Origin of the sequence: Spirosoma profusum (genome assembly GCF_014699005.1) — a bacterium.
Taxonomy (GTDB): Bacteria; Bacteroidota; Bacteroidia; order Cytophagales; family Spirosomataceae; genus Spirosoma; species Spirosoma profusum.
In genome coordinates this window covers 121,429-147,361 of record NZ_JACWZY010000004.1, presented here as the reverse complement: position 1 = coordinate 147,361, position 25,933 = coordinate 121,429, and the positions used below count along the sequence as shown (strand labels likewise).

Sequence of the window (25,933 nt, the reverse complement as noted above, 5' to 3'; positions counted from 1 at the left end):
TTCTTTTTGATCACTTCCCTGAGTTTTCCGAATGTATAATTCAGATCGATAGTTGCTGAAAATGGTAGTCTGGTACATAAATCCTGTAGTCTTGACAAAAAGCTTCCGCGCCTGACTACTTAGTTTGACAGATTACCAGAACAGATCCCGGTTTTTCATTTCGCCAGGCTGAGTCGCTTGATGGTGCCCTGATGATCAAGTAGATAGGCTTCTCCGGCGGCATCTTCTCCAAAAGCGGAAATAGTACCTGCGTTGCTGACCAGTAATTGATTGTCGGTTTTTTTGTCGTTTTCGAAAGTCAATACCCAAACTTTACCGCTGGCGTAATCTGCGTAGAGGTATTTTCCCTGTAACAACGTATTACGAGTGCCCCGGTAGACCACACCGCCGGTAATCGAAGTGCCTTCACTACGTACATAGTGATGAATCGGGTCAATCAGCTTACCTGTTTCACAATCATTACGTGGATTATAACATCGGGTTGCTTCTTTTAACCGCCAGCCATAATTGCCACCTTTGGTAATAATATCGATCTCTTCGAACTCGTTCTGTCCTACATCGCCAGCCCACATCTGACCGGTTTTTCGATCAAAACTGAAGCGCCACGGATTGCGAAGTCCATACGCATAGATTTCCTCTCGATGACCTTCCTTATTACCGGCAAACGGGTTGTCGGCTGGAATGCCGTAAGTTCCTTTCGTAGTCTTGTTTATGTCAATACGTAGTATTTTCCCTAGCCAGGCAGAAAGATTCTGAGCGTTATTGTGCTGATCCCCCCAGGCACCGCCATCACCAGTCGCGATGTAGAGATACCCGTCGGGCCCGAAGGCGATTTTGCCGCCGTTGTGATTATCGTAGGGCTGATCAAATCGGAGAATTACTGTTTCGGTGGATGGATTTACTACGTTTAAACCAGACCCACTTGCCTGATAGCGAGCGATAACCGTTTCTAATGGTTTCCGCTTCGTGTAGTAAATGTACAAGTAACCGTTCTTCCGAAAATCCGGGTGAAAAGCTAATCCGAGAAGACCCATTTCGCCTTCATCGGATACTTTCTTCGTTACGTCCAGAAAAACCGGAGCTGTCTTAACGTCGGATTTGTTATCAAAAACGCGAATCTTGCCTTCCTGCTCCAGCACAAAAATCGGGTTGCTGCCGTCGTTTGGGTACGTAAATTCGACTGGCCGCTGAAACGTCAGGTTGGGAAACGCATTTTCTAATTTCCAGTCAGCTGGCTTTTTTTTAGGCGCTGCTGGACGGTCGACAGCCGGAACCAGAGCGGCTATGACGAACGAAATCACCGAAAATACCAGGACAATGGATGCTGTTCGTACGGGTTTCGTCAAAATGCGGACATATAAAACCGGTTTCTTCATCGTACAAAAGGCTTGGCGGGTTTTCGCTATTTTCTCAGGTGGAAAAGTAGCAATTATTTCGGTACAATGGATTGAACCACAGTTGTTACGTTGGCAAGTGGTGTTAGGCAACGCGCTGAAAAATTTTTGATAGTCGATAAACGACCGCTCATCCTCAAATTTTTACCATCTATACGGAAATTGATATAAAACAAACAGGGTACCTTGCATCGCATAGTACCTTATGCTACCTTTGTCTTAAGAAATTAACGAACTCGTATATACCGATGAATATTGAAAACGCTCAAGTGCAAATGCGGAAGGGCATTCTGGAATTCTGCATTCTGCACATCATATCGCGGGGCGAAGTATATGCCTCCGATATGCTCGACGAGCTGACCTCCGCCCGAATCATGGTGGTAGAAGGTACTTTGTACCCACTATTAACACGATTGAAAAATGCCGGTCTGCTCGATTATAAGTGGGTTGAATCGACCTCCGGGCCACCACGCAAGTATTATATCCTCACCGAACTGGGGCGCGACTCGCTGGATGCGCTCAACGAAACCTGGCAGGAACTGGCCGAGTCAGTGAATGCCATTGTTGGCAAAACCGGGCAACATAAAAAACCGGCCAACGGAAAAACGCCCGTTACGCCATTATCTGATCCAACCAATCCATCGGCCAACGCTTAACCTAGACGCTTCCCAATAGCCATGAAAAAGACCATAAGCATAAATATTAGTGGCGTCATCTTCCATATCGAAGAGGATGGCTACGACAAACTGAAAAACTACCTGACTACGGTCCAGCAGTATTTCTCGACCTACGAAGACAGTCAGGAGATTGTAACCGACATCGAAAACCGTATTGCCGAAAAACTGCTGGCTAAATTGAAATCGGCTGATAAACAGGCGATTTCGCTGGATGATGTCAACGAACTGACGGCCGCCATGGGTACCGTAGCTGATTTCGAAGCCGTTGAAGAAGAAGAAGTTCTTGTGACCAGCGGTGGACGGAATTCGGCAAATGGCAAAGGGCACGGGGCACGGGGCAGAGGGACTGAGAACGTAACAGGTAACCCTACGCCCTATGGCCAGGGCCCTTCCCTCGAACCTCGTCGACTGGTGCGCGACCTGCGTCGGAAAACCCTCGGTGGCGTGTGTGCCGGGCTGGCTCATTACTTCAACATGGACGTAGTGTGGGTACGGCTGATTTTCCTCGTGCTGTTCCTGGCATTGCCACCGGTTGGTGATGGCTTTGGCGCAAGTATCTCTGGCTTCACGTTCATCGTGTACATTGCCATGTGGATTTCGCTGCCGGGCGTCATGACCATCGAAGATGATAAAACGGTTAAAAAATTCTTCCGCAACCCTGAAGATAAAGTACTGGGTGGTGTTGCTTCTGGGATTGCCGCTTATTTCGGCGTCGATACAGGGGTTATCCGACTGTTGTTCGTACTGGGTATTGTGCTTTTCGGTGTTGGTTTTCTGTTGTACATCGTTCTCTGGATGATTGCCCCTCAGGCCAATACACTCACCGAAAAAATGGAAATGCAGGGGCAGCCTATTACGCTGTCTAACATCGAAAACAGCATTAAGCAGAACCTGAACATCAACGATTCGCCTAATAACGAAAGCACCCTGACCCGCATTCTTCTGTTTCCTTTCCGGGCTATTGCCACCATCATTGGCGGTTTAGGACGAGCGCTTGGCCCATTGATGACGGGTGTCGTTGCGGTGATTCGGGTATTTGCGGGTGTACTGATGCTGGTGGTTGCCTTTAGCCTGATGGTTGCCTGCCTTGCTCTGTTGGGTGCCGGTACGGGAATTGTTGGTGGGGCCTTTATGGATATCGATCTGCCAATACGTTATTTCATGGAAGATATTACGTTCCCTATGGTGCTGGCGGCTTTTCTGGCCGGTTTTCTACCCGCTTTTGGTCTGGCCATTCTAGGTGTCATGCTCATTACGATGCGTAATGTGCTGAGCAGCCGTACGGCCCTCACACTGGCTGGCGTATGGCTCATCAGTCTGTTGATTTTTGGCGGAACTGCTACCCCCTTAATGACTAGTTTCCAGCGACGGGGCATCGTAGAAGAAACGAAAACGCTGAACGTAGCAGCCCGAATTCCGACGTTTGCGCTTAATAATCAGGATGATTCCTGGCAGCCCGATATTGAGATGGTGGGTTATGATGGTACCACAATGAATCTGGTGCAGCGATTCAAGGCGCAGGGCCGCAACCGGGCCAATGCACAGGACAATGCCCGTAACATCAAATACGTATACACCATTAAGGATTCGACGGTACGTTTCGACAACACGATTGAATTAAAGCCGGGCTCTCCGTTCCGGGGACAGGAACTGGATATGGACCTGATGATTCCTTATGAAAAGCCATTCCGCATGACGCGAGAGTTTGCCTACTTCGTTCGGAATGAGTTTGGTAGCAAAGAATTCGATCGTATGGAAGCCAGTATCTGGCAGTTTACCCGTGCCGATGGGTTGGTCTGCATCAATTTCCCCCGCGAAAAGAACCGCGACGACAATGATGAAGATAACGACGTAACGGACCTGACTGACGACGTACAGGATGCACTGGCCCACGAGCTCGGTGATGATTTCGACCGGATCGGCGATCACACTCGTCAGTTTAATGTCACTAATTTCTCGAAAGTGGACGTAGCAGGCGCATTCGTGGTACGTTTCCGCAAAGGTGATACGTATAAAGTTGTGGCCGACGGACGCGAAAAAGACATGAGCGATATGGACGTTCGGGTAAATGGCAGTACGCTGGAAGTGAAAATCGACCGTCGGGGCGGCCTGTTCGACTGGCGCAACCGCAAACGGGTTGGCCTGACCATCACGGTTCCGAACACCATCGAAGAACTTCAACTGTCAGGTGCTTCGAAAGCTAGCCTAACCGGCTTTGAACGATATACTAACTTGAATATCAGTATGAGCGGTGCGTGCCGGACAGTCTTCGATGGGGAAGCCGATCAACTAAAACTTGATTTGTCAGGCGCTTCGAACATCGTGTTACGTGGTCACGCCAATAAGCTCGATGCTGAACTGAACGGCGCTTCCAAACTTGAAGCTACGTCGATGAGCATTGACAATGCATCAGTCGATGCTACCGGAGCCAGCCACGCCGATTTAGGCCACGTTGGCACGCTCGATTCCGAAACGTCTGGTGCCAGTAAGGTAACGCGGCAGTAGTAAAAGAGTGAATGAGCGAAAGAGCGAATACCATCCGGCAAATCGCTCTTTCGCTCATTCACTTTTTCGCTCTTTTTGAATGTTCTGCTTCCGTCTCGATCTTCTCCTCCGCCACGGCGGCTTCTTTTTCGAGCTTTTTGTTTTCCTGCTCAAATACGTGAATCAGTACGATGAAGTAAGAGAGGAGGAGTGGTCCGACGACAAGGCCAAGGATTCCAAAAATGGGTACGCCCAGTACAATTCCGGCCAACGTAATGAGCGGGTGAATGTTGCCCATACGTCGGGCAAGCATGATACGTAGCAGATTGTCGATATTGATAATCACGATAACGCCAACCAACAAAATGCCAACCCCCTGCGACGTATTCCCCTGCGATAGTTGAATCAGCCCGGCTGGCCCCCAGACGAGGGGAGTACCAAGAATCGGGATGAAGGCCAGAAAAAAGGCGACTGTTCCCCAGAACCCCGCATCGGGTACGCCAAAAATCCAGAGCGTGAGTCCAGTTAATACGCCCTGAACCAGACTCACCAGTGCTTGACCTAATACGTTGGCATTGACGTTGTTTTTGAGGGATTCGGCCAGTTCTTTCTGCGTATCGCGTTTAAAGGGTAAGTATTTCTGTAAGCCTTTTGTAAACGATTCCTGGTCCACAAACATGAAATACATGGCGAAGAACATCAGGCCGATAATGACAATAAAATCGAGTGCTCCACCCGCAATCGACGGTAGAAGCTTACTGGCATACGAACCCGCCTGTTGGGCAATGGTGCGGACATTTTGCGGGCTGGTTATCTGATAGCCAATGAGGTCTTCAGCGTGCTTCACCAGTTTCATAATATCGTCGGTGTGCTGGCTATAGTACTGAATACGCCCGATAAGCAGCAGACTGAGCGTCAGAAAAGGCATGATAATGACCACCAGCGCGAAAACAATCAATAGGCTGGTCACCAGCGATCGATTCCATTTACGCTTGATCGCCAATGCCGTAAACCAGGGCCGAAAAACAACGTAGAGAATTCCTGCCCCCAGAAACGCCGAAATATATCCGCTAAGGCCGAAAAGAATAAAACCGGCAATAACCAGCAGACTGGTAATGAGCAGGACACGCTGTTGCTGAGGTGTATAAATATTAGTCATACTTGGAAATTGTAGCTGGTATATACGTTAAAACGCGATTAAACCCCTGAATTGTTTGATTCAGGTGCAAACCCTCATCCTGATCGCTCGTTACGTTCGGCATGATTATCGAATTTATTTTACCGTATTCCAACTATACTTTAAACGGGCGGTGCCTATGCGTCAATTTCTTCTTATTTTACTCTTTACAGTAGGGGGACTTGTTTCATTTATCTGGTACTGGGTTGCCCTCATTCATTGGGTACAGAGCCTTAAAACGGGCTTTTATCCGCAAAATAATTCAGAATCAGTACTGGAAACAACCTTTCTGATTTTGTATACCTATCTCGGTATACGTTTCCTGAAGAGCAGAATCATGTTCTGATAAATGCTGTTTGGTGTGAATTTTGTGGGATAAAAATGATACTAGGTAATTGATGGTTCAGAACGGTATACTTAGAGGGGCATAAATTTTTTGTTCCCGCTTGCTCATTTTTTAGCATTCTGTTGCACTAAGTGCAAGACCAGCTTCTGAGGTTTCCTTGTATTTGGTCGACATGTCGCGGCCGGTAGCTTTCATAACTTTTATCACCGCATCAAGCGAAATTTTTTGGAATGAAGCCGCTCCTGACGTAGCCAGCAAATACGCATTATAGGCTTTCACGGCTCCCATGGCGTTACGTTCGATACAAGGAATCTGGACGTATCCGCCAATTGGGTCGCAGGTCATGCCCAGGTGGTGTTCGATAGCAATTTCCGCCGACGCTTCAATCGGACTGATGTCAACTATGCCTTGCGAACAGCGCGTCAGGAAAGCTGCCCCCATAGCAGAAGCCGTCCCTACTTCACCCATACAGCCCATTTCGGCGCCAGAAATGCTTGCGTTATGCTTTACCAGAAAGCCAATAGCGGCTGCTGCCAGCATGCCGGCACGTAACGTCGCGCGGTCGTAATGGAAATGATGTTTAGCCAGAAATGTTAGTCCCGGAATCACCCCTGATGCCCCCGATGTAGGGGCCGTTACGACAATTCCTCCGGCTGCATTTTCTTCCGAAGCGGCTAAACAATAGGCATTTAGAAATATCAGAAAACTATCGGACGACTGGCTCATGCCTTTAGCCTGCTGAAACAGAATCGGTGCTTTACGACTCAATTTAATGGAGCCAGGAAGTATGCCTTTATGGCGCAATCCACGCCGGACAGCCTTGTGCATGAACTCCAGAATCTGGTCGATACGTTGGTTTACTTCGGCTCTGCTGCGTCTGGTGATGGCCATTTCGTTCGCCATCAATACGTCGTCCAGCGATAGGTTATACATAGTGAGTTGAGCTTTCAACTCGGTCATTGTGCTGTACGGATACGGAACGCTACGTGGGTCGGCGGCCGTTTCTGGTTCGCCTTTTCGGATGATGAAGCCACCGCCAATCGAGTAATATTCTTCTTCGGCCAGCGTCTGTTCGCCTGATTGCAGTTTCAGTACCATCGTATTGGCGTAAGGCGAATCATAGCGTTTTCGCTCAAAATGAATCTCCGGCACGCCAACTTGAATGATACGTTCGCCCACCGGAACCGGATACGTAACTGAGGCATCGCGCAGGAGTTTTAGCAACTCATCGGGGTCGGTGGTTTCGGGTTGCCAACCGAGCAGGCCAGCTACTACAGCTCGGTCGGTGCCGTGCCCTTTCCCGGTAGCGCTTAACGAACCATACAGGTGAACATGAAGGCTATCAGCCTGTTGTTGAACGTCGGCCTGAAGCTGTGCCAGCCGCTGCCGAAAATCGAAAGCGGCTTTCATGGGGCCAATGGTATGCGAACTCGATGGTCCCGGCCCCACCTTAAAAAGGTCGGAGACAGACGTAGTGATGGGCGAAGAAGTCATGATGAAGTGAAATGTTGTACCAGGTCCCATGTAGGCTGACCTGTAATCCTTAAACTGGGTAGTTGTTTTTGTCATCCTGAGGAACGAAGGATCTCAAGGTTTCTTGGCACTTTGGTAAGGACACTTTAAGATCCTTCGTTCCTCAGGATGACAAAAACAACTACCCACAATTTTAAAACCTGAAATATTCTAAGTGAAACAATTATTACCGGTCTAAACTACGAATCTGTTGTAAATATTCAGTGGGTAGTAAGACGCGCTGTACAAAGGAACGTAGTCCGAGGGCGTTGAGTAAGGAATATAAACTGAGCGAATACGTCAGCAACGGTTTTTTGGGTAGATCGAGTAATTGACTAACCTGTTTAGGAACCAGAATGGCCTGCACCTGACGTAGCAAATCATATCGCCAATTCCCTAATTCCTCCCGGTATCGCCGAAACAACTTATCGGTGAACTCGCTATGGACTAAATCTCGGTTGAGGTGAGTTTCTCGGTCGATACGCCATTCGGCATAGGTAGTTGGCAAATCAGGAACATGCATGCCGGCCCCAACTTGCTGAAACGTATGGAACAGCTCACCTCTTTCGGCATCTGTCAGCGGACGATGCAGCGTTTCGAATGCCCGTTCCGAATAATCGATCAGCATGTACAGCACATCCCGATAGGCCCAATCTGGAATCGAATAGCCACGTTTTTGTTCTACACCGGTATGAATACTACCCATCCGTGCGATGGCTTGTCGGGCTTTGTCGTCGGGCTGAAAAACGATTTCCTGAGCGTACCGAACTGTTGAAAATAGTCGACCAATTGGATCGGCGGGAAGTTTACCCGTAAAAAAAAGCCAGTCGACCGCCTTGTTCAGCGCAAATTCAGCCGCCGAACCCGCAAAAACCAGCAAAATAACATCGGCATCACCCCAAATCTGCCGGACAATGGAGCCGGGTTTGACAAAAAAAGACATTGTTGAAAGTCGTCAGTCAATAGCTACTAGTCGTTAGTCAATTGTCGTCAGTACAAAAGGCTACTAACTATCGACTAATGACTTATAGTGCTAATACAACGAATTCAACGCGTCGGTTCTTTCGTTTGTTCTCTTCTGAATCATTAGGTGCTGCCGGATGGCTGTCGCCATAGCCCGATGCCTTCAGCCTGTCTTCGATAATGCCACTTCGCGTGAGGTAATTTCGGATAACCTTTGCCCTGTTTTCCGACAGGAGCTGATTCAGGCGTCGGTCGCCGACATTATCAGTATGACCGCCAATTTCAATAACTAATTTTGGCGTAGTTGCCAGTGTTTTCACGAGTTTATTCAACTGCGGATACGACTCGGGACGTAATACGTAGCTGCTCTGGTCGAAATACACGTTGTCGAGCCGGAATGCCTGATTAACCTGCAAATTTCGGAATACCGTATCGGCTTTTGGGTCCAGCTTTTCCAACCGTACCGTGTACCCATAATCAGGACACGTATCACACGTAACGGTCATCAGTTCTTCAACTTCGTAATAGCCTGGCGAACTGGTTATTACGTTTAACGTATCAGCCTGTGTGAGAACAAACGAAAAGGTTTTGCCGCCTGGCTCGCTTTTTCCCTTGAAGGTCTTCTTCGCTTTTTTCGCTTCAATGGTGAACTGGGCCGGCAACTCAATCGAGGTCTTATCGTCGACCGCCGAAATGGTGAACACCGTTTGCTGCGATTTCTTAATCAACTGCTGCGCAAACAGCGAAGTCGTCATCAGCCAACCGAGAAGGAGGAGAAGTACAACACGTATCATAATCGTAGGTTATTTCTTTAGATAAACCTTACCGCAAAAGAAGTGCCGGTTTTTGAAATGAGGATTTTACTACGTGCTCAAAGTCGTTTTTCGTAGGCTAGAAACCGCAAACCGGGTCGGAAACCAAGCGTAATTTCTCCAGCGTAACGATACCCCAGTTTAGGGAAAAGCTTCTGAGTGGCCTGATTTTCAGAATTTGTGTCGATACGCAGGAAAGCAATACTACGTTCAAGAGCGAGTAGTTCGGCCTGTTTCAATAAAGCGACTGCTACGCCTTTTCCCTGAAACGCAGGGTCAACGGCCAGCCGGTGCGTAACCACGGCGCGTTGGCTCAAATCGAAGCCAACCTGAGCATATTCTGGTTCCTGATCTTCGGTAAGTGCCGCTACACCGGCAATTTTCCCGTCGATGTCGGCCACCCATAACTGATTGCGGGTAATGTCTTGTCGAAAAACCGTCTCGTTTGGATAATGCGCATCCCATTGAAAATTACCGGAAGCGTGCATCAGCGGTACTACGTTCTGAAGGAGGGTTAACAGGGCGGGAATATCGTCGTTGGTGGCCTGGCGAATAGTCATGCTACGTAGTATGTGCTTTTTTAAGAAATATTATTAACATGACTACTGGCTTAATCAACGTATTGCTGACGCTTAGGGTTTCGACAGGCTCAGCCTGACAGTCCACTTAAAGTTGTTGACTCAAGCTGGCTTGTCAGGCTGAGCCTGTCGAAGCCCTAAGCGTCAGCAATACGTTGTAAGCGAATGAGTTAAGCGCTTCGTTAAATCATTTTTCACGTCATTATTAAGGTAAACTGACACGGTCGCCGTGACTTTTGGGCGTAGACGTAACAGTGAACCATAGGTCGTTTTCAGATTCGTTTCGCATCTGGTGAGCAACGAACGGAGGAATCTCTACGCCTTCGTGCATACGTAGTACTAGTGTTTTTCCGCCAATTTCCATCGTTGCTTCCCCCGACAGAATAAAGAAAAACTGACGTGATTGCCGGTGGTAATGCTTTATTTCGGAGGTGCCAGGCGGCATTCGTTCCTGAATGATACTGAGCGAATCTGACTTTACCAGATGCCAGCCATCGCACTGATTGCCCCACGTGTAATGCTCGGCGGTTTGAGTGCTGATGGGGCTAATCAATTTGTCATCCATTCGTTTCTACCTTTCCCGATTCGTGTCTCAGCATGACAAAAATTATTTCCCTTCCTTTAGCATCTCAACAACAAGAGCCAACTCTTCGACGGTAGCTTCGGGGTCGCCGGAGAAACCGATTGTTCGATAACGTACCCGACCGTCGGGGCCAATCACTACTTTGGTCGGGATTCCTTTCACTTTGTAGGCGTTGGCCACTTTCTGCTGTGTATCAACGGGTACCACAAAATTATAAGGGTGCTTATCCATAAAATTATAGATACGTTGCATCGGGCCTCCTTCGCGCGTATTGACGAACAAAAACTTGACGTTCGGATCACTCTGAAACTTGTTCTGCGCCTGCTGCATGGCCGGAAATGAAGCAACGCAAGGTCCACACCAGGTAGCCCAGAAATCAAGTACAATTACTTTCCCCTTAAATGCCGACGATGAAATGGTACGTCCTTTCAGATCGGTAAGGGAAAAAGCGGGCGCTGGCTCGTTGATGAGTTGTTGCGCCAGTTCGTCGCGTTTATCGGCGCGGATGTCTGCTTCCAGTTCCGCTACGTAGGCATCAGCTTTGGCGAGGTTATTTCCCGGTTGTTTGGCGTACCAGTCGCGTAGGGCGGTTTTCAGTCCGATGTTGGCTTTGCCAATCTGTACCGCTGATTCGATATACGGACGTACTGCTTCCACCTGATTGGTACGTATCGCACAAATCAGGTAACGCTCATTCGTACGGGCGTCGCTATTGTCGACGTCGTCAGTCGGAATAACATCTTTATAAATGGGAAACGCTTCCGCGAATTTATCCTGCTGTTCCAACGCTCTGGCATACGTATTCATGAGTTGCCGAGAACGGGTTTGCTGATCTTTTTCCCAGGTACTGCCGGGGCGTTGCGGTTTGGGTTGTCCTTTAAAAACAGAGATCGCCCGTTTGATCAAAAACTCAGCTTCGGTCAGTGAACGTTTTTCGTCGGCCAGTTGAAACGCAATCGTATTCAGTACTGACAGGTCGGTTTGGGCAACTGGAAGTGGCTCAATAAACTTAACTAATCCCGCAATGTCGTTGTTTTTAAAATAGCCGTCGGTCATGACCACTGCCAACCCCTGAAGGTGGGGCGAATTCGGAAATTCCTGTATAAAAGCCTGATAAGCTGCTTTTCGGCGAGTCCAGTCGGGTTCGTTACGTACGGAATTGGCCCGATCTTTCTGCACCAGTGAACCGGCTGGGTCGAGCGATTTCATCCGTTCGCGCATGGCAGTGGCTTTTGGGAAATCACCCAGGCTTTCGTAAAGTAGGGCGGCCGAGGTGAATTCATTGGCAGTAGGAGCGGGCCGCGAAGCGATGTATGATTCGATCCCTGCTTTCGCAACTGGGCCATAGCCAGGTTTCCGTTGTTTAATTTGAGCCGCCAGCAGATCAGACCAGTAATGCGGTTGCAAATCAGGATTCATGAGCAACTCGTGTTGATAGAGCGTCACTACCCAATTGGGGTCGAAACGAGTGCCAGTCTCGTTCAGAAAATGGCTTCGCGTAAACACTGACGCCTGACCGCCAACGGCGTGCGGTACAATTTTGCCGTCGGCATCATAAACCGGAATGACGTAGAGCAGTCCATTATTCAGATCGGTACGTCGCGTTTGGACGCTGTTTCGAAAGAATAACATTGTTCCCATTACGTCTTTTTTGGGGATATAGAGCTGCCCGATGTAATCACCCCCCTGACGTACCAACGTAACGGTGGTGGGGAGGCTGATGTGCATTTTGGCGGGAGTTCCGTAACGAACGTAGCGCCCTTCGAGCGTAGTATCGGCATCTAAGGGTGTACATTGGGGGGTGTACGTAAACGACACCATCTGTCCAGTCTGAGGTCGTTCCGGCGTAAAGCAGAACTGCGCTTTGGCGGTACGTAAAATAATTAATGAAAAGAGGAAGAGGTAAGGGGTAAATTTCATAACAGAGCTAAACAAGAATGTGTAATGTCTTTAATGCGTCGGTCATTATTTATTTGAATTTATAAATTCCCGACAATATCAGCCCACGGCTTTAGGTGTGGGCTGAAAACCCATAATTAAACTGATACCGAATTCTCCTGCTTAACGGATTTCGACACCGCCAGAAGCCCGACAAACGTAAAGAGACCGTTTAGCAAAAGCCGTTCGAAGCCGAATTGATACCCGCCAAACCAGGCCGCAGAATTCTGATTCACAATGTACGTCAGCACTGGCGACGCGAGGCAAATAAATGGCACTGCACCGTCGATAACCGGCCGTTTGCTGAAAATTCCAAACGCATATAGCCCAAGTAGTGGCCCGTACGTATACCCCGCAATATCGAAAACGGCGGTAATGACTTCCTTGCTGTTCAACTGACGGAAAACAATGATAACTACGTAGAACAACAGCGAAAAACCAATGTGTACAATATGCTTGATACGTGCCCGTGCGGCCTCAGGACGTTTTTCTACGTTCATGAAATCGATGCAGAATGAAGTCGTTAACGCAGTCAGGGCGGAGTCGGCGCTGGCGTACGTAGCGGCTGTAATACCCAGTAGAAACGTAATGCCTACCACCAGTCCGAGGTGATTCAACGCCAGCATGGGGTACAGATCATCGGTACGTTCGGGAATAGCGATGCCTTCGCGTTGGGCATAAGCGTACAGGAGTACTCCCAACGAAAGGAACATAAAATTGACGAACACCAACGTAACAGTGAACCAGAACATGTTTTTCTGAGCCTCACCGATGTTTTTGCACGTCAGGTTTTTCTGCATCAGATCCTGATCCAGACCCGTCATCACGATGGCGATAAACGCGCCAGAAATAAACTGCTTGAAGAAGTTTTTCGAATCGTTACCATCCCAGTAGAAAACCTGCGACATCGGACTATCCGCCACCGTATTTACCAATCCCCCAAACGACAGATTTAACTCTTTAGCAATCAGGAAAATGGTCAAAATCACCGCCGTTATTAGAAAGACTGTCTGTAACGTATCGGTCACGATGATGGTTTTGACGCCCCCTTTGAACGTATAAATCCAGATGAGTCCAATCGTGATGAGTACGGCTACCTCGAACGGAATCCCTAACGGTGTAAATAAAGCCAGTTGCAAGACGCCCGCTGCTACATAGAGACGTACCGCCGAACCGACTGTTCGCGATAGCAGAAAGAAGCCCGCCCCCGTTTTATAGGACCAGAATCCGAAGCGTTTTTCGAGGTAGCCGTAAATGGAAATCAGGTTCAGTCGGTAATAGAGTGGCATCAGTACCGAGCCAATCACAAAATAACCGATTATGTACCCGAGCACGACCTGAAAGTAAGAGAAACCTATTTTCCCGACAGCGCCCGGCACCGAAATGAACGTAACGCCCGACAGCGACGTACCAATCATGCCAAAAGCAACTAACCACCAGGGCGACTGTCGATTAGCGGTGAAGAACGTAGTGGTATCGGCACCGCGAGCGGTATAAAACGAAACGGCAATCAACATGCCGAAGTAGGCAACTAAAATGACTAACGCAAGTGTTGTATTCATGTAAGAATTTACGAGTTACGGTTACGATTTTCGAAGTTAAATCAATGATTTCCGGGCGACCAAAATTCTGATTCTTACTACGTAAATCATCATACGTGATTCGCTTATGTGGTCAATTTTTCGTAAATTTGCTAAGTAAACACGCTTTTCGCTCCCATGCAACCTTTTGAAAAAAACGACTGGTCGACTGAGGTGGATATACTCGACGAAGTTGTGGACACCGACGTACATAACCTCGTGGTTTTCAACGACGATGTCAATACGTTCGACCATGTGATCGAAACACTCATCGACGTATGCAAACATACCCCCGAACAGGCCGAGCAATGCACTCTGCTGATTCACTACAAAGGCAAGTGCACGGTTAAAAACGGCTCCTGGGACGAACTCGTGCCGATGCGTAACGAAATCTGCCGTCGGGGTATCTCGGCGGAAGTCTTAAACTAATGATGAATTATGAATGATGAATGTTCGGATCTGCCGAATTAGTACTCTATCATTCATAATTCATCATTCATAATTCATCATTATCTTGGAATACCCCTCCAAACTTATAGAAGATGCGGTCAATGAGGTGTCGAAGCTGCCGGGGATTGGCAAGAAAACGGCGCTCCGGCTGGTACTCCACCTGTTGAAACGCGACGAAGATCAAACCGAACTGTTGGCTCAGAGTCTGACAGCCATGCGGACGAGAGTCAAATATTGCCGCAAATGCCATAATCTTTCCGACCATGACCTGTGCAGCATTTGCGCCAGTCATAAACGCGATCAGTCGCTGATTTGCGTGGTTGAGGATACGCGCGACGTATTGGCTATCGAAAACACAGCTCAGTTCAAAGGGCTTTATCACGTTCTGGGTGGCATTATTTCACCTGTTGAAGGCATCGGCCCCAGCGATCTCCAGATCGACTCGCTTATTGCTCGTTTACAGGGGCAGGAAGGTGAGCAGGTTCGGGAAATTATTCTGGCCATTAGCCCCACGATGGAAGGCGATACCACGGCGTTTTACCTGCAAAAAAAGCTGAAGCCTTTCAATCTGAAAATCTCGACTATTGCGCGGGGTGTGCCTATCGGCGGTGATCTTGAATATGCCGATGAAGTTACGCTCGGACGTAGCATCCTGAGCCGAATTGCTTACGAATAGCCCAGAATTGCCCAAATAGGGCGATGCTACGTGCGCTTGGGTACAAAAAACTCGTTTATTTGTGTCTGTGACTTTTCGTCTGATGAACATTTACCCAACAGATGGGTTTTTTGTTCAATCCCTTATAGGGCAGACGGTACGTCACAGACGCTTTTTTGTTCTTTCCCAAAATCAACATTCGCATGAATCGCTCCGAGTTTTTAAAACTGGCCTTCGGTGCTTCGGCTGGTATAGTTGCCTTCCGCTCGTTTGGATTTTCGCCGTCTCAGGCCGAAGGTCCGTTTAAGCTGGCTCCGCTGCCCTTCGACGCGGGTGCGCTCGAACCGCACATCGATAAAATGACGATGGAAATTCACCACGGTAAACACCATAAAGCCTACGTCGATAATCTCAACAAAGCCGTTGCCGGAACCGACATGGCCAAGATGGATATCGAGGCTTTAGTGAAAAGCGTGAATGCCGGTACGCCAGCCGCCGTACGTAACAATGCCGGTGGACATTGGAATCATACATTCTTCTGGAATATCCTCGGCCCCAGCGGTGGTGCGCCTAAAGGAGCGTTGGCAGATGCCATCAACAAGAAATTCGGCTCATTTGATAATTTCAAAACGGAGTGGGGAAAAGCTGCTACGGCCCGTTTTGGATCGGGTTGGGTGTGGCTCATCAAAAACGGTAACGACATCGAAATCACGTCGACGCCTAATCAGGACAATCCGCTGATGGCCCTTGCCGAGAAAAAAGGTACACCCGTACTCGGCCTCGATGTTTGGGAACACGCGTATTATCTAAAATACCAAAACCGCCGTCCTGAATACGTAACGGCCTTCTGGAACGTAGTAGACTGGAACAAAGTCGGTAAGAATTTCGGATAGAACGTATTGAGTTATAAAACGGTCCGCCGTTGCGCGGGGCCGCCCGTGCGGTTGTAGGGTTATAGGGTTGTAAAGTTGGCTGACGTAAATCATACGCATGCATGAACTTTACAACCCTATAGCCCTACAACTTTATAGCTTTATAACCCAACTTTCCCTTATTTTTGTCAAAATAGCTTTCGTCTATGATAAACGAAGAATTATACAACGAAATCCCGTCACTCGATCTGGCTGATTTCACCTCCGGAGACCCTGAGCGGAAAGCCCGTTTTGTGCAGGATTTGGGTCGTGCTTTTAATCAGATTGGATTCGTAGCCATCCGCAATCATGGTCTGAACGACGAACTGACCAGGAAACTGTACGATTCAGCTAAACAGTTTTTCTCGTCACCTGACAGCATAAAACAGAAATACGAACATCCTGAACTGAACGGCCAGCGGGGTTATATTGGTAAGGGTAAAGAAACCGCCAAAGGTTTTAAAGTGGCCGACCTGAAAGAGTTTTACCACATCGGCCAGCCTGAACCTGAAGGCGATATGCCCGGCAACGTTTATCCCGAAGAATTTCCTGAGTTCAGCGAATCCACACTGGAAGCGTATCGGACGCTCGAAAACGCGGGTAAGCAACTGCTACGTGCCATCGCTATTTACCTGAATTTGCCCGAAAATTATTTCGACGATAAAGTACGTAACGGCGACAGCATCTTACGGGCACTTCACTATTTCCCCCTCGATCCTGATACTACTCCCGATGGCGCTGTACGGGCAGCCGCACACGGCGATATCAACCTTATTACGTTGCTGATGGGCGCTTCGGCCGATGGTCTTGAAGTGCTACGTCGGGATGGCAAATGGATTGGTATTACAGCCCTGCCCGATCAGGTGGTCGTGAACGTAGGCGACATGCTAGACCGGCTTACGAATCACAAACTGAAATCGACCATTCATCAGGTTGTGAATCCGCCCCGCGAAAAGATGAATCAGTCGCGCTATTCGATTCCGTTCTTCATGCACCCCCGTGGCGATATGGATTTAACGAGTCTGGAAAGCTGTATCGACACTGAGCACCCGAAACTCTACGTTGACATGACGGCAGGCGAGTTTCTGGACGAACGCCTGATGGAATTGGGATTAAAGAAAAAGTAGTCAAAAATAGTCGTTAGTCGTCAGTTTCTGGTACTGCTCAACAACCATACTGCCTGACTACTACTGATGACTAACGGCTATTGACTAACCCTAACAATACCTGACCCTTAACGCATGTTGCCCTATCTGACCACAGTTAAACCTGTCCGTCGAATCCGCTATTTCATCTTTTTGAAAGATGTACTGATTCTGGCGCTGACAACGTTTGGCGGTCCGCAGGTACATCTGGCCATGCTTCACGACCTTTTTGTCCGCAAACGACGCTACGTTACTGAAAGTGAATTGATGGAGTTGAACGCACTCGGACAAGTTCTGCCCGGTCCAACATCGACTCAGACCATTACCGCTATTGGGTTTAAAATTGGTGGCCCGAATCTGGCTTATCTTACACTTTTTGTGTGGGTAATGCCCGCCGTCAGTATTATGACGGCCGCTGGAATCGGCATTTATTACCTCGAACGACACAACCTGTCACTGCAATTTACCCGTTTCATTCAGCCAATGGCCGTCGGATTTCTGGTAGTGGCTGGCTATCGAATCGGGCGAATCGTGATTAAAGACAAAATCAGTCTCGCATTGGCTCTAACTGCCGCTTTGGCCGGTTATCTGTTCCGGTCGCCCGTGATGACACCAATCGTAATAGCCCTTGGCGGCCTCACAACAGCCCTAACCTACGAGAAACAACAACGAATGCCGAAAGAGCCCCTGCGTATACAGTGGGCTAATTTTTTTCTATGGCTGGGCGTTTTTGTGGCGGCTGCTGGTCTTGGCGCAGTTACGCGCTCGTTGCCGGTACGTCTGTTTGAAAATTTTTACCGCAACGGGAGCTTTGTGTTTGGCGGAGGGCAGGTTCTTACCCCCATGCTGTACAACGAGTTCGTTGCTTTTAAACATTACCTCAATCGAGAAGAGTTTTTGTCGGGACTGGGACTGGCGCAGGCTATACCGGGACCCGTATTTGCTATTGCGCCTTACATAGGCGCTTTGTCAATGCGCGACGCGGGCGTATCCGGGCAGTTATGGGGGAGTTGCGTAGCCACAGCTGGTATTTTTCTGCCCGGTACGTTCCTTATCTTTTTTGTCTACCGCTTTTGGGAGCAACTAAAACGCTATCGGGTCGTGCGGGCTTCGCTGGGAGGCATCAATGCCGCCAGCACCGGACTAACGGCGGCTGCCGCACTCGCTCTGTTTGAGCCAATGGCACCTTACTGGCCATCGGTGGGAATGGTTCTCCTAACCATCTTCATGCTTTTATATACCAAAATTCCACCTTATGCGCTGATTCTGGGTGGATTAGTCCTAGGCTTACTTATCAAATAATTTTAATATATTGCGTTGTTGTGAGAGACAGGTCGCATTAATGTAGCTGTTGATTTAAATAAAATAGAGGAAATACGTTGTTTTCGTCAAAAAGCAGTAGACTTCACAACCGTCCCGACATCGTAGTACTACCTATGCGTAAATACGGTTTGCAGCCTGTTTGGGAATTATTTGTTACGCTTACTCAATTTATTCCCGAAGTTCGTCGGCCATGATACGTATCAATGATACCCGCCTGCGCTGGCTTGGCCCGATTGGTCTGTTTCTGTTTGGGAATATCTTCTTTCGCCTTTCCTTTTGGCTGGAGGCCAGTCCCAAAGCCCTCTTCGACTCTACACTGGTTGGTCTGATTGCTGGCTATACGTTCTGGGAACTGAACCGTTACGTTATTCTCGCGTTGCAGGAGCGATTTCCTGGTCTGGAACGTACTCAGAAAAGGCTTTGGCAAATGCTCTTGCTTAGTCTACTATTGGTGAATGCCGCCGTTTTTTTTCGTTACGTACTGCATATGCTGCTGGGTTCGCGGGAAAGACTTTGGATAGATTTGGTTGATTACGTAACATCGCTGGGGATACAGTTATTTTATTACGCTGTCTATTTTAGTATTTACGAAGGGTGGTACGTGGTACGGCAATGGCGGCAGACGTATCGAGAAAAAGAAGAACTGGCTAAGGCGCATTGGCAAACCCGTTTCGACTCGCTCAAGAGTCAGGTAAATCCCCATTTTCTGTTTAACTCGCTGAATTCCCTGTCAGCCCTTATCGATGAAGCGCCTGCACAGGCGAGTGTATTTGTCGATGAGTTGTCGACTATGTATCGTTATCTGCTACGTTCCAATGATCGTGAACTGATTCAGCTGGGTACTGAACTGAAATTTATCGAATCGTATGCGCATCTTTTGCAAACGCGTCACGGCGCTGGTCTTGACGTTCAGATGCACGTAGCAGAGGAATATATGAATTATACGATTCCACCGCTGACGCTGCAACTGCTGGTTGAGAATGCCGTGAAACATAACGTAGTTTTGTCGGATCATCCGCTGCTGATTGAGATTGCGACAACGAATGACGGGCACCTACAGGTACGTAACAACCTGCAACGTAAAAATGGGCGGGGTTCCAGCAACGGCATTGGTCTGGCGAACATCGCGGCTAAATATCAGATGCTGGCACAAACCGATATTGTCATTCGGGACGAAGATGGCCATTTTACGGTGTTGTTACCTCTGCTTAACTAAATGTGATTTGTGGATGGTTTTTTTGTCATCCTGAGGCACGAAGGATCTTAAAGTGTCTTTACACACAACTAAGGAAGCTTTAAGATCCTTCGTGCCTCAGGATGACAAAAAAACCATTATGCACATTATTAATGCCATTCCTCAAGAATAATGGCATTCGTAAAACTCTCCTTTGAATTCACTCGTTTTTATAGTCCGTCAGATAGAAACTTGCGGACATTTTGATAAGGGCGTAATCCGTTTCCGTTCGTTTTGCCATTAGTTCCATTCGTAGGGGAAGTACTCCCTGCCGGCCGTTGCTCTTCGCTACGTTTGCGACCATTGTTCTGAAGGTTACCCATCTCTTTCTGCGCCTGACGTTTTTCGCCGTCGCTCATGCCATGGCGCGTTGCTTCGCCTTGTCCGTAGCCATCGTTGAAATTGCTGATGCGGCTGTCGGTTTGAGCGAGTTTCAGTTCTGCCAAAAGGTCGCTGATTTCGTTTTGAATAGCCTGGCGCTGTTCACGCAGATCATCAAGAGAAGGGATCAGATCGAAGTTATGCTGCAACACTTCCTGACGCGAACGTTGTTCGGCCAGTTGCGCTTCGAGCGGTTCGATTTCTTTATTGATACGTTTCAGCCGACGACGTAGTTTCCCCAGCTTAATATCGGCCTGCAACCAGCGGAACCAGAATGCCGATAGTACGGGCAACGCAATACCCAGACAAACGGCTCCCGCCAGCGCGAAGAGAATACCACTCAACACAAATGACAGCAACGCCCACGGGCTGTTAACCAGTGCCAGATTCAACTCGCTGGATTCGCTGAGTTGTTTCTCAATCTTGTTCATTGTCGACGGGGTGAGCACCTGCGTCGCGGCCGATGGGTCGGTGTTAAGTTGAAGTTGCTTCACCGATTTGTTAATGGCTGCTTTCAACTGGTCGGTACGGTAGGCTTCGTAACGAAACCAGCCCAGAACTGCCAGCGTCAGTACCGAGAAGACGGCCAGCGCTATCTTGAATTTCTCGTATTTCGAGCGATTCTGTTCTGGATTTTCCTGATACGGTTTTTCAATCAGTCGGTCATAAGCAGGTTTCAGCAGAATGGAAACCATGGCCAAACCAAAGGCAAACGCCCAGGCTTCGTTGGTGTTACGTATGTTGAGGGCGTAGGCTACGATTTCGTGCGAGATGATTAAATCACCCGCCAGAAAGGCAATCCCCGCAATTAGAAACAGCAAACCAGCCAGCAATGAATAATCCGGCGCATGTTTAGCCCGGCGTTCTTTCAATGCATCGCGTTCGGCTTCTACAGCCTGCCGGTCGTCCTCTTTCTGTTTTACCTGTTTCGACAATCGCTCGACCTGAAGCACATGGTTCTGCAAATCGGCAAAAGCGGAACGGTTGTTTTCGGTAGCGTCGGCTAACTGACGATCTATATTTGTCAGTTCCGTCCGCTTTTCCTGAATCCGCTCGGTGAGCCAGTCTGTGTTGATCTGGCTGGAGAGATATCCTTCGTATGTTTCCCGATTTACACCTTCCATTCCGCTGTTGTAGCCGTGCTGGAAATCGGGACTGTTTGTTGGCTCCATAAAGGTTGTATTGTTATGGAGTTGCAGGGTTATAAAATTATAGAGTTGTAAAGTTGTAGCGTTATAAGGTTACAGAGTTTCATGCCTCTACAACTTTACAACCCTATAACCTTACAACTCTACAACTCTACATCATACAACTCTTATTTAAACATGGCTTCGCGTTGGGACTCAGGAAGTCGTTCGCGAAGGCTTCTGGCAAGTTCAAACTCACTTATAAATAGATTAACAAGTCTATCGCGCTGAGTGTTCAATTGAACCCGTCTGGCTTCGGTCTGATTCAGCGACGTAACAAACGGCCATTTCTGAGTCCGCAAGCCATCCACTTCGCGAACAAGCTGATTTATTTCGGCTTCTAACCGTGGTACGTCTTCCTGTTTACGCACTAGTAACCGACGATTCGCAAGCACTACGTTAATGTCGTTTTGAAGGGAAGTCAACGTAGTAAGCAGAAGTTTCCCACCCAGCAGAAACAGAAAAAATACAAATAGAAACAAGCCAACTGCCTGCACTGTCGACTTGGTTTCCAGCGCTTGAACCAGTATAAACACCGATGCCGCTAATGGCAACCCTACTTCTTCGATCAGACGACGGGCGGTCAAACGCGTGCCTGTCTCATAAAAAAACGACGTCCGGCCCGCTAAATTGAACATGCCCGCCAGAAATACGCCTACAGCCACCCAGCGATTGGGGAAGGCAGGACGTAGCGTTTCATCGACCAGGAAGAACGTACCAACACACATGACCTCCAACAACAGCAGACTGGCAGCCGTTCGAATCAAATTGGTTGAAGCGGGTTGAGCGTTTCTCAACTCGTCCAACTGATGACGTAGTGTGGCGATACGTGTTTCTCGTTCGTTGATGAATTGATTGATTTCGCCAATTTGCTCGGTGTATTGGTGGATGGATTCTTCCAGCGGAGCCGACTGCTGCCCGAAAAAAGCCCGAATTTGGGCAACCTTACCGTCTGGACGTGCGTCTGACAAACCGAACAGCACACCTTCGTCGCGGAGAGATTCTTCATCAGCTAGCCAGTCGGGTAGAGGTTCGGAAGGCGCCAACGTAACAGGGAGAGCGGGCAGGAACGTAGCAGCAACATCCTGTTTAACTGGCGCTACGTCCGTTGGCATAGTACTACGAACTGTAGGAGTAGGCAATGAGGAACTTATGGGCGTAGGCCGTGAAAAAAAAGCACGAAAGCGTTGGGTTAGCGTCATTATCAGCTTCGGACAATACGTCCGATCATCGGCACAGGTTGTTAACAGAAAACGGCTGTAAATACGTAAATAGTGCTTCACTAATGCAAATACAATGTGATGAAGGGCAATTATTTTTAGGAAAATTTCTGCTACGTATCGAAACTGTCCGCAGCTATTTAAACTAACCGACGTAATACCAGCTTGCGTTTTTTGTCATGCTTCCGCTCCAGCGGCCTGACTTCTTTATCATGACAAAAAAGGCATGTTGGAGTTGAGCTTATAAAGGGGTTTTAATCTACTAATAAAGTTATTTGGAGCTGAGGTTATATTATTGATAGTCAGATGTTTAATTGTTAAAATATATAAATAATATGGGAGCTATCCAAGGGATAAATATGTTATTAATGTGTACGGGTGGCGGGCTATTCTGCTTGGTATTACCCGTTCTTCTACTACGTTATGACGCTTCAACCAATCCCCGTTACGTCGGCTAAACCGGCTACTCGATCTCTTGTTAAATCACCTCGCCTTTGGATGCCCAAACGGGTCGTTTTTACAGCCGATGCCATTAACGAACCTTTTGGTCAAGCCATCTACGAACGTATATCGGCCCTTGATCTGCCTATCGAAATTGCCAAAAATAATCGCATCACCGGTCTGCGTGGAGCAGATGAGCGTGAGACGTATCGCCTGGCTAAGAATACGTTAGCGATTGTGAATGCTCCACCGAGTGCCTTCAAACTTCAGCCCATTCCCCCTTCGGCCGACTGGCAGATGAACCTGGCTGAAGGTTGTCCGGCTCATTGCCACTACTGCTATTTAGCGGGTAGTTTGGCTGGTCCGCCAGTGGTGCGGGCCTACGCCAATCTTCCTGAAATGCTGGCCCACACGGCCACTTACGAAGGCACTTACCCCCCCAACCGGAGCTGGCAGGGCAACGACGCCAGCCGACCAACTACGTTTGAAGTGAGCTGTTACACCGACGTACTGGGCATCGAGCACCTGACGGGTAGCTTAGCCGAGTGTATCCGCCATTTTGGTGAACGGCAAATGGGCCACCGTGGACACGGCCAGCTGCGGTTTGTTTCCAAGTACGATCAGGTAGACAGCCTGCTCGATCTGCCTCACAACGGGCAAACCCGCGCCCGTTTTAGTATCAATGCCGACATTGTGGCCCGTCGTTTAGAGGGCGGCACAGCTTCGGTAGAAGCTCGTTTGCAGGCGCTCCGTAAACTGGCTCTTCCAAAAGAACTGGGTGGTGGCGGATATCCCGTTGGTGTGGTCATCGCGCCGATTATGCCCATTCCCGGTTGGCGCGAGCATTACACCGCCCTGCTCGACCGTATCGCCGAGGTTATTGACTTTCCCCGGAACGCCGGTCTGGTGGACATGAACGTAGAATTTATCAGCCACCGCTTTACGCCCGGTTCGAAGGAAGTGCTGTTGCAGTGGTATCCGAACACGTCGCTGGAGATGGACGAAGCGACACGCGCCCAGAAACGCAATAAGTTTGGTGGCACCAAGTATGTTTATCGGCCCGAGGAGATGAAGGAAATGAAAAACTTCTTTTATGCCGAGTGGCAGCATCGTTTCCCAAATGCACCAATCCTGTATTGGACGTAAGCTGACTGTCTCCTAAATAGCGCATTGCCTGCAAGATATTACTTTAGGGTAACCCTTGCAGGCAATGCGCTATTTGCCTATCAACCCAGGAGTATCTGCTATAACTAACTGAGTTGTCTGATAGTGAACCAATTGCGGATTGACGCAAAAAACCAGCCTGTTATTGGCTCAACCGGACCCGTTATTGACTTATGCTGGATTTCAGGGCTTTAATGATTGAAAATTAGGCCACAAACCCACCTTCACTATCATTTTATGAAATTTCCTACTGGCGATTTATTTGTTCTTTTCTTCTTTTTGATTGGCCTTTCGCTGGCTGGCATTGCCTGGTACATCTACCGGAGTCATCAGGAATTGGTAAAAAATGGCATATCTACCAAAGGTATTGTCATTGGTATGCATCGTATAAAACCCCGCGAATACCCCGTAGCACCGTCGATACGTTACCGGACACTCGATGGGATTGAACGGGTTTTTCACAGTTCGGAGGGCCGGAATCCCCCAGCTTACCAGATTGGCGAGGAAGTAACCCTTTATTACAACCCTTCGCAACCCGATGACGTAGTATTAGAAGGAGATTACCTGCTGGTATACGTATTTGGAGGCATGGGATTTGTCTTCATGCTGATCTCAGTCTGGGGTGTCGGAAGCGCAATTTCAGCCATCTGGAAATGGATGGTTGTTTCCTGATACTAAGAATAGAATTACGTAACGTGGGAAGAAACTCACGATTATTGGCTCAAATCGCGAATTTCCATCCGCGTTACGTCCATGCTTAAAATCGTTACGATTGTAAACTGGTTGGCTATTGCCATTCTTGGCGTTCTGCTGGCTATATCTTATGTATTTCCAACAAAAGGGGGCGATGCAGCAGGGCGCGGAATGGGGGAGGCTATTCTGCTATTTGCCTCCATTGCGTTCGGTGTATTATTGATCCTCAATCTGTTACCATTTAACTGGGCGAGATATTCGGCCTTTTCACTGTTGATGCTGCCAGTCGCCTTTTTAGTACTGAATGGCGTTGCGAAACCTGTAAAAGATATTGTCAGTGCCATTACGTATTCCAAATCCGACTACGATGGATCTGATTATTTTTCAGATAAACAGTGCAAAGCCATTCTATCGGCTATTTACGATGAGGACGTAGTGAACGTAGAAACGTTGCTACGTGAGCCCGTTCCGCACATCAACGACCTGGACATACAGGGCGAAATGACGATTCTTGATTACACAGCCAGTCATTACAGCCCCTATAAACAGGGTTGGAAAAAGACGCGACGTATCATGGAATTGCTCATCAAAGCTGGGGCAACCATCAACAGTACCAATCCCAAACGGACTGCTACCCATACTACGTCGGTCTGGAATGCACCTCCGTATATGCTGGAATTTTTTCTCAAACGCGGGGCCGATCCCAACGCCATTGGGGAAAACCACGTACCAATACTTTACCATGCAATTCGGGCCGGTGGCGAAGATTCTATCGATAAAGTAAAGTTATTGCTCGATTACGGGGCGGATTGTAACGTAGTGGAAACGTATGACCGCTATACTGAAAACTTCTCCCCAGTCATTTTTGCGTCATCGTTTGGGTATTGGGATGTTTGCTGGCTGCTGATTCAGCGTGGGGCGGATAAACACTACGTTGCCCCCAATGGCTCTTCAGTAAAATCTTACGTACAGTATTTCGAAAAGGAGTATAAAGAACGTAACGAACAACTTCCGGCCACCTTTTATCATATAAAAGCTTCTGTTCAGCCCTGACCATTCTGAATGCCTTTTTGCAGAAGAAACGC

At 48.3% G+C, this 25,933-nt stretch carries 22 protein-coding genes; 11 read left to right on the top strand and 11 right to left on the bottom strand.

Features of this window, described 5'->3' with window-relative positions; translation table 11 throughout:
* Positions 1-155 precede the first annotated feature (155 nt).
* Positions 156-1,376, bottom strand: a complete 1,221-nt coding sequence (locus IC229_RS07025; RefSeq protein WP_190886237.1) for a PQQ-dependent sugar dehydrogenase — start codon at positions 1,374-1,376, stop codon at positions 156-158.
* A gap of 266 nt (positions 1,377-1,642) precedes the next feature.
* Here IC229_RS07025 and IC229_RS07020 point away from each other — a divergent pair, with 266 nt between their 5' ends.
* Together IC229_RS07020 and IC229_RS07015 are read left to right on the top strand one after the other, a co-directional pair.
* Positions 1,643-2,050: a PadR family transcriptional regulator gene (locus IC229_RS07020; protein WP_190886236.1), complete on the top strand. Its 408-nt coding sequence runs from the start codon at positions 1,643-1,645 to the stop codon at positions 2,048-2,050.
* Positions 2,051-2,071: 21 nt separating this feature from the next.
* Positions 2,072-4,576: a PspC domain-containing protein gene (locus tag IC229_RS07015; protein ID WP_190886235.1), complete on the top strand. Its 2,505-nt coding sequence runs from the start codon at positions 2,072-2,074 to the stop codon at positions 4,574-4,576.
* A 58-nt stretch (positions 4,577-4,634) separates the two neighbouring features.
* Here IC229_RS07015 and IC229_RS07010 read toward each other — a convergent pair whose 3' ends face one another.
* The 8 genes from IC229_RS07010 to IC229_RS06975 form a co-directional block, all read right to left on the bottom strand.
* Positions 4,635-5,714, bottom strand: a complete 1,080-nt coding sequence (locus IC229_RS07010; protein WP_190886234.1) for an AI-2E family transporter — start codon at positions 5,712-5,714, stop codon at positions 4,635-4,637.
* Positions 5,715-6,189: 475 nt separating this feature from the next.
* Positions 6,190-7,572: an L-serine ammonia-lyase gene (locus IC229_RS07005; protein WP_190886233.1), complete on the bottom strand. Its 1,383-nt coding sequence runs from the start codon at positions 7,570-7,572 to the stop codon at positions 6,190-6,192.
* 205 nt (positions 7,573-7,777) lie between these two features.
* Positions 7,778-8,533 (bottom strand): oxygenase MpaB family protein, encoded by a 756-nt coding sequence (locus IC229_RS07000; RefSeq protein WP_190886232.1) that lies wholly within the window; start codon positions 8,531-8,533, stop codon positions 7,778-7,780.
* A gap of 82 nt (positions 8,534-8,615) precedes the next feature.
* Positions 8,616-9,347 (bottom strand): OmpA family protein, encoded by a 732-nt coding sequence (locus tag IC229_RS06995; RefSeq protein ID WP_190886231.1) that lies wholly within the window; start codon positions 9,345-9,347, stop codon positions 8,616-8,618.
* Positions 9,348-9,424: 77 nt separating this feature from the next.
* Entirely contained in the window at positions 9,425-9,925 is a 501-nt protein-coding gene (locus IC229_RS06990) for a GNAT family N-acetyltransferase (protein ID WP_190886230.1), read from the bottom strand.
* A gap of 223 nt (positions 9,926-10,148) precedes the next feature.
* Complete coding sequence (locus tag IC229_RS06985; RefSeq protein WP_190886229.1) at positions 10,149-10,508, bottom strand: cupin domain-containing protein; 360 nt, start codon at positions 10,506-10,508, stop codon at positions 10,149-10,151.
* Positions 10,509-10,550: 42 nt separating this feature from the next.
* Positions 10,551-12,446: a TlpA disulfide reductase family protein gene (locus IC229_RS06980; protein WP_190886228.1), complete on the bottom strand. Its 1,896-nt coding sequence runs from the start codon at positions 12,444-12,446 to the stop codon at positions 10,551-10,553.
* 116 nt (positions 12,447-12,562) lie between these two features.
* Positions 12,563-14,026, bottom strand: a complete 1,464-nt coding sequence (locus tag IC229_RS06975; RefSeq protein ID WP_190886227.1) for a sodium:solute symporter — start codon at positions 14,024-14,026, stop codon at positions 12,563-12,565.
* Between the two features lie 156 nt (positions 14,027-14,182).
* On the opposite strand from IC229_RS06975, the gene IC229_RS06970 reads away from it, so the two are divergent.
* The 6 genes from IC229_RS06970 to IC229_RS06945 all read left to right on the top strand — a co-directional run bounded on the left by IC229_RS06970 (position 14,183) and on the right by IC229_RS06945 (position 19,744).
* Positions 14,183-14,473 (top strand): ATP-dependent Clp protease adaptor ClpS, encoded by a 291-nt coding sequence (locus IC229_RS06970; RefSeq protein WP_190886226.1) that lies wholly within the window; start codon positions 14,183-14,185, stop codon positions 14,471-14,473.
* Between the two features lie 85 nt (positions 14,474-14,558).
* A complete protein-coding gene (gene recR, locus IC229_RS06965) occupies positions 14,559-15,170 on the top strand; it encodes a recombination mediator RecR (protein WP_190886225.1) in 612 nt (203 codons plus the stop codon).
* A 182-nt stretch (positions 15,171-15,352) separates the two neighbouring features.
* Complete coding sequence (locus IC229_RS06960; RefSeq protein ID WP_223833897.1) at positions 15,353-16,042, top strand: superoxide dismutase; 690 nt, start codon at positions 15,353-15,355, stop codon at positions 16,040-16,042.
* 185 nt (positions 16,043-16,227) lie between these two features.
* Positions 16,228-17,187 carry an isopenicillin N synthase family dioxygenase gene (locus IC229_RS06955; RefSeq protein ID WP_190886224.1) on the top strand — a complete coding sequence of 320 codons (960 nt, stop codon included), beginning with the start codon at positions 16,228-16,230 and terminating at the stop codon, positions 17,185-17,187.
* A 114-nt stretch (positions 17,188-17,301) separates the two neighbouring features.
* Positions 17,302-18,507, top strand: coding sequence for a chromate efflux transporter (chrA, locus tag IC229_RS06950; RefSeq protein WP_190886223.1), 1,206 nt, complete (start codon positions 17,302-17,304; stop codon positions 18,505-18,507).
* A gap of 211 nt (positions 18,508-18,718) precedes the next feature.
* Positions 18,719-19,744 (top strand): sensor histidine kinase, encoded by a 1,026-nt coding sequence (locus IC229_RS06945; RefSeq protein WP_190886222.1) that lies wholly within the window; start codon positions 18,719-18,721, stop codon positions 19,742-19,744.
* 188 nt (positions 19,745-19,932) lie between these two features.
* On the opposite strand, the gene IC229_RS06940 is transcribed toward IC229_RS06945, so the two are convergent.
* On the bottom strand, positions 19,933-21,315 hold the full coding sequence (locus IC229_RS06940; RefSeq protein ID WP_190886221.1) for an AAA family ATPase: 1,383 nt from the start codon (positions 21,313-21,315) through the stop codon (positions 19,933-19,935).
* Positions 21,316-21,458: 143 nt separating this feature from the next.
* The gene (locus IC229_RS06935) at positions 21,459-22,445 is read right to left on the bottom strand and encodes a hypothetical protein (protein WP_223833896.1); all 987 of its coding nucleotides are present in this window, start codon (positions 22,443-22,445) and stop codon (positions 21,459-21,461) included.
* Positions 22,446-22,973: 528 nt separating this feature from the next.
* Between IC229_RS06935 and IC229_RS06930 the strand changes: the two genes are divergently transcribed.
* The 3 genes from IC229_RS06930 (at position 22,974) to IC229_RS06920 (ending at position 25,901) form a co-directional block, all read left to right on the top strand.
* The gene (locus IC229_RS06930) at positions 22,974-24,137 is read left to right on the top strand and encodes a spore photoproduct lyase family protein (RefSeq protein ID WP_223833895.1); all 1,164 of its coding nucleotides are present in this window, start codon (positions 22,974-22,976) and stop codon (positions 24,135-24,137) included.
* 255 nt (positions 24,138-24,392) lie between these two features.
* A complete protein-coding gene (locus IC229_RS06925) occupies positions 24,393-24,827 on the top strand; it encodes a DUF3592 domain-containing protein (RefSeq protein ID WP_190886220.1) in 435 nt (144 codons plus the stop codon).
* An 81-nt stretch (positions 24,828-24,908) separates the two neighbouring features.
* The gene (locus tag IC229_RS06920; RefSeq protein ID WP_190886219.1) at positions 24,909-25,901 is read left to right on the top strand and encodes an ankyrin repeat domain-containing protein; all 993 of its coding nucleotides are present in this window, start codon (positions 24,909-24,911) and stop codon (positions 25,899-25,901) included.
* The last annotated feature ends 32 nt before the right edge of the window (positions 25,902-25,933 follow it).

Bases quoted from the DNA above. Each gene is read 5' to 3' on its own strand.
- IC229_RS07025 (WP_190886237.1), bottom strand. From the start codon at position 1,376: ATGAAGAAACCGGTTTTATATGTCCGCATTTTGACGAAACCCGTACGA.
- IC229_RS07020 (WP_190886236.1), top strand. From the start codon at position 1,643: ATGAATATTGAAAACGCTCAAGTGCAAATGCGGAAGGGCATTCTGGAA.
- IC229_RS07015 (WP_190886235.1), top strand. From the start codon at position 2,072: ATGAAAAAGACCATAAGCATAAATATTAGTGGCGTCATCTTCCATATC.
- IC229_RS07010 (WP_190886234.1), bottom strand. From the start codon at position 5,714: ATGACTAATATTTATACACCTCAGCAACAGCGTGTCCTGCTCATTACC.
- IC229_RS07005 (WP_190886233.1), bottom strand. From the start codon at position 7,572: ATGACTTCTTCGCCCATCACTACGTCTGTCTCCGACCTTTTTAAGGTG.
- IC229_RS07000 (WP_190886232.1), bottom strand. From the start codon at position 8,533: ATGTCTTTTTTTGTCAAACCCGGCTCCATTGTCCGGCAGATTTGGGGT.
- IC229_RS06995 (WP_190886231.1), bottom strand. From the start codon at position 9,347: ATGATACGTGTTGTACTTCTCCTCCTTCTCGGTTGGCTGATGACGACT.
- IC229_RS06990 (WP_190886230.1), bottom strand. From the start codon at position 9,925: ATGACTATTCGCCAGGCCACCAACGACGATATTCCCGCCCTGTTAACC.
- IC229_RS06985 (WP_190886229.1), bottom strand. From the start codon at position 10,508: ATGGATGACAAATTGATTAGCCCCATCAGCACTCAAACCGCCGAGCAT.
- IC229_RS06980 (WP_190886228.1), bottom strand. From the start codon at position 12,446: ATGAAATTTACCCCTTACCTCTTCCTCTTTTCATTAATTATTTTACGT.
- IC229_RS06975 (WP_190886227.1), bottom strand. From the start codon at position 14,026: ATGAATACAACACTTGCGTTAGTCATTTTAGTTGCCTACTTCGGCATG.
- IC229_RS06970 (WP_190886226.1), top strand. From the start codon at position 14,183: ATGCAACCTTTTGAAAAAAACGACTGGTCGACTGAGGTGGATATACTC.
- IC229_RS06960 (WP_223833897.1), top strand. From the start codon at position 15,353: ATGAATCGCTCCGAGTTTTTAAAACTGGCCTTCGGTGCTTCGGCTGGT.
- IC229_RS06955 (WP_190886224.1), top strand. From the start codon at position 16,228: ATGATAAACGAAGAATTATACAACGAAATCCCGTCACTCGATCTGGCT.
- chrA (WP_190886223.1), top strand. From the start codon at position 17,302: ATGTTGCCCTATCTGACCACAGTTAAACCTGTCCGTCGAATCCGCTAT.
- IC229_RS06945 (WP_190886222.1), top strand. From the start codon at position 18,719: ATGATACGTATCAATGATACCCGCCTGCGCTGGCTTGGCCCGATTGGT.
- IC229_RS06940 (WP_190886221.1), bottom strand. From the start codon at position 21,315: ATGGAGCCAACAAACAGTCCCGATTTCCAGCACGGCTACAACAGCGGA.
- IC229_RS06935 (WP_223833896.1), bottom strand. From the start codon at position 22,445: ATGCCAACGGACGTAGCGCCAGTTAAACAGGATGTTGCTGCTACGTTC.
- IC229_RS06930 (WP_223833895.1), top strand. From the start codon at position 22,974: ATGACGCTTCAACCAATCCCCGTTACGTCGGCTAAACCGGCTACTCGA.
- IC229_RS06925 (WP_190886220.1), top strand. From the start codon at position 24,393: ATGAAATTTCCTACTGGCGATTTATTTGTTCTTTTCTTCTTTTTGATT.
- IC229_RS06920 (WP_190886219.1), top strand. From the start codon at position 24,909: ATGCTTAAAATCGTTACGATTGTAAACTGGTTGGCTATTGCCATTCTT.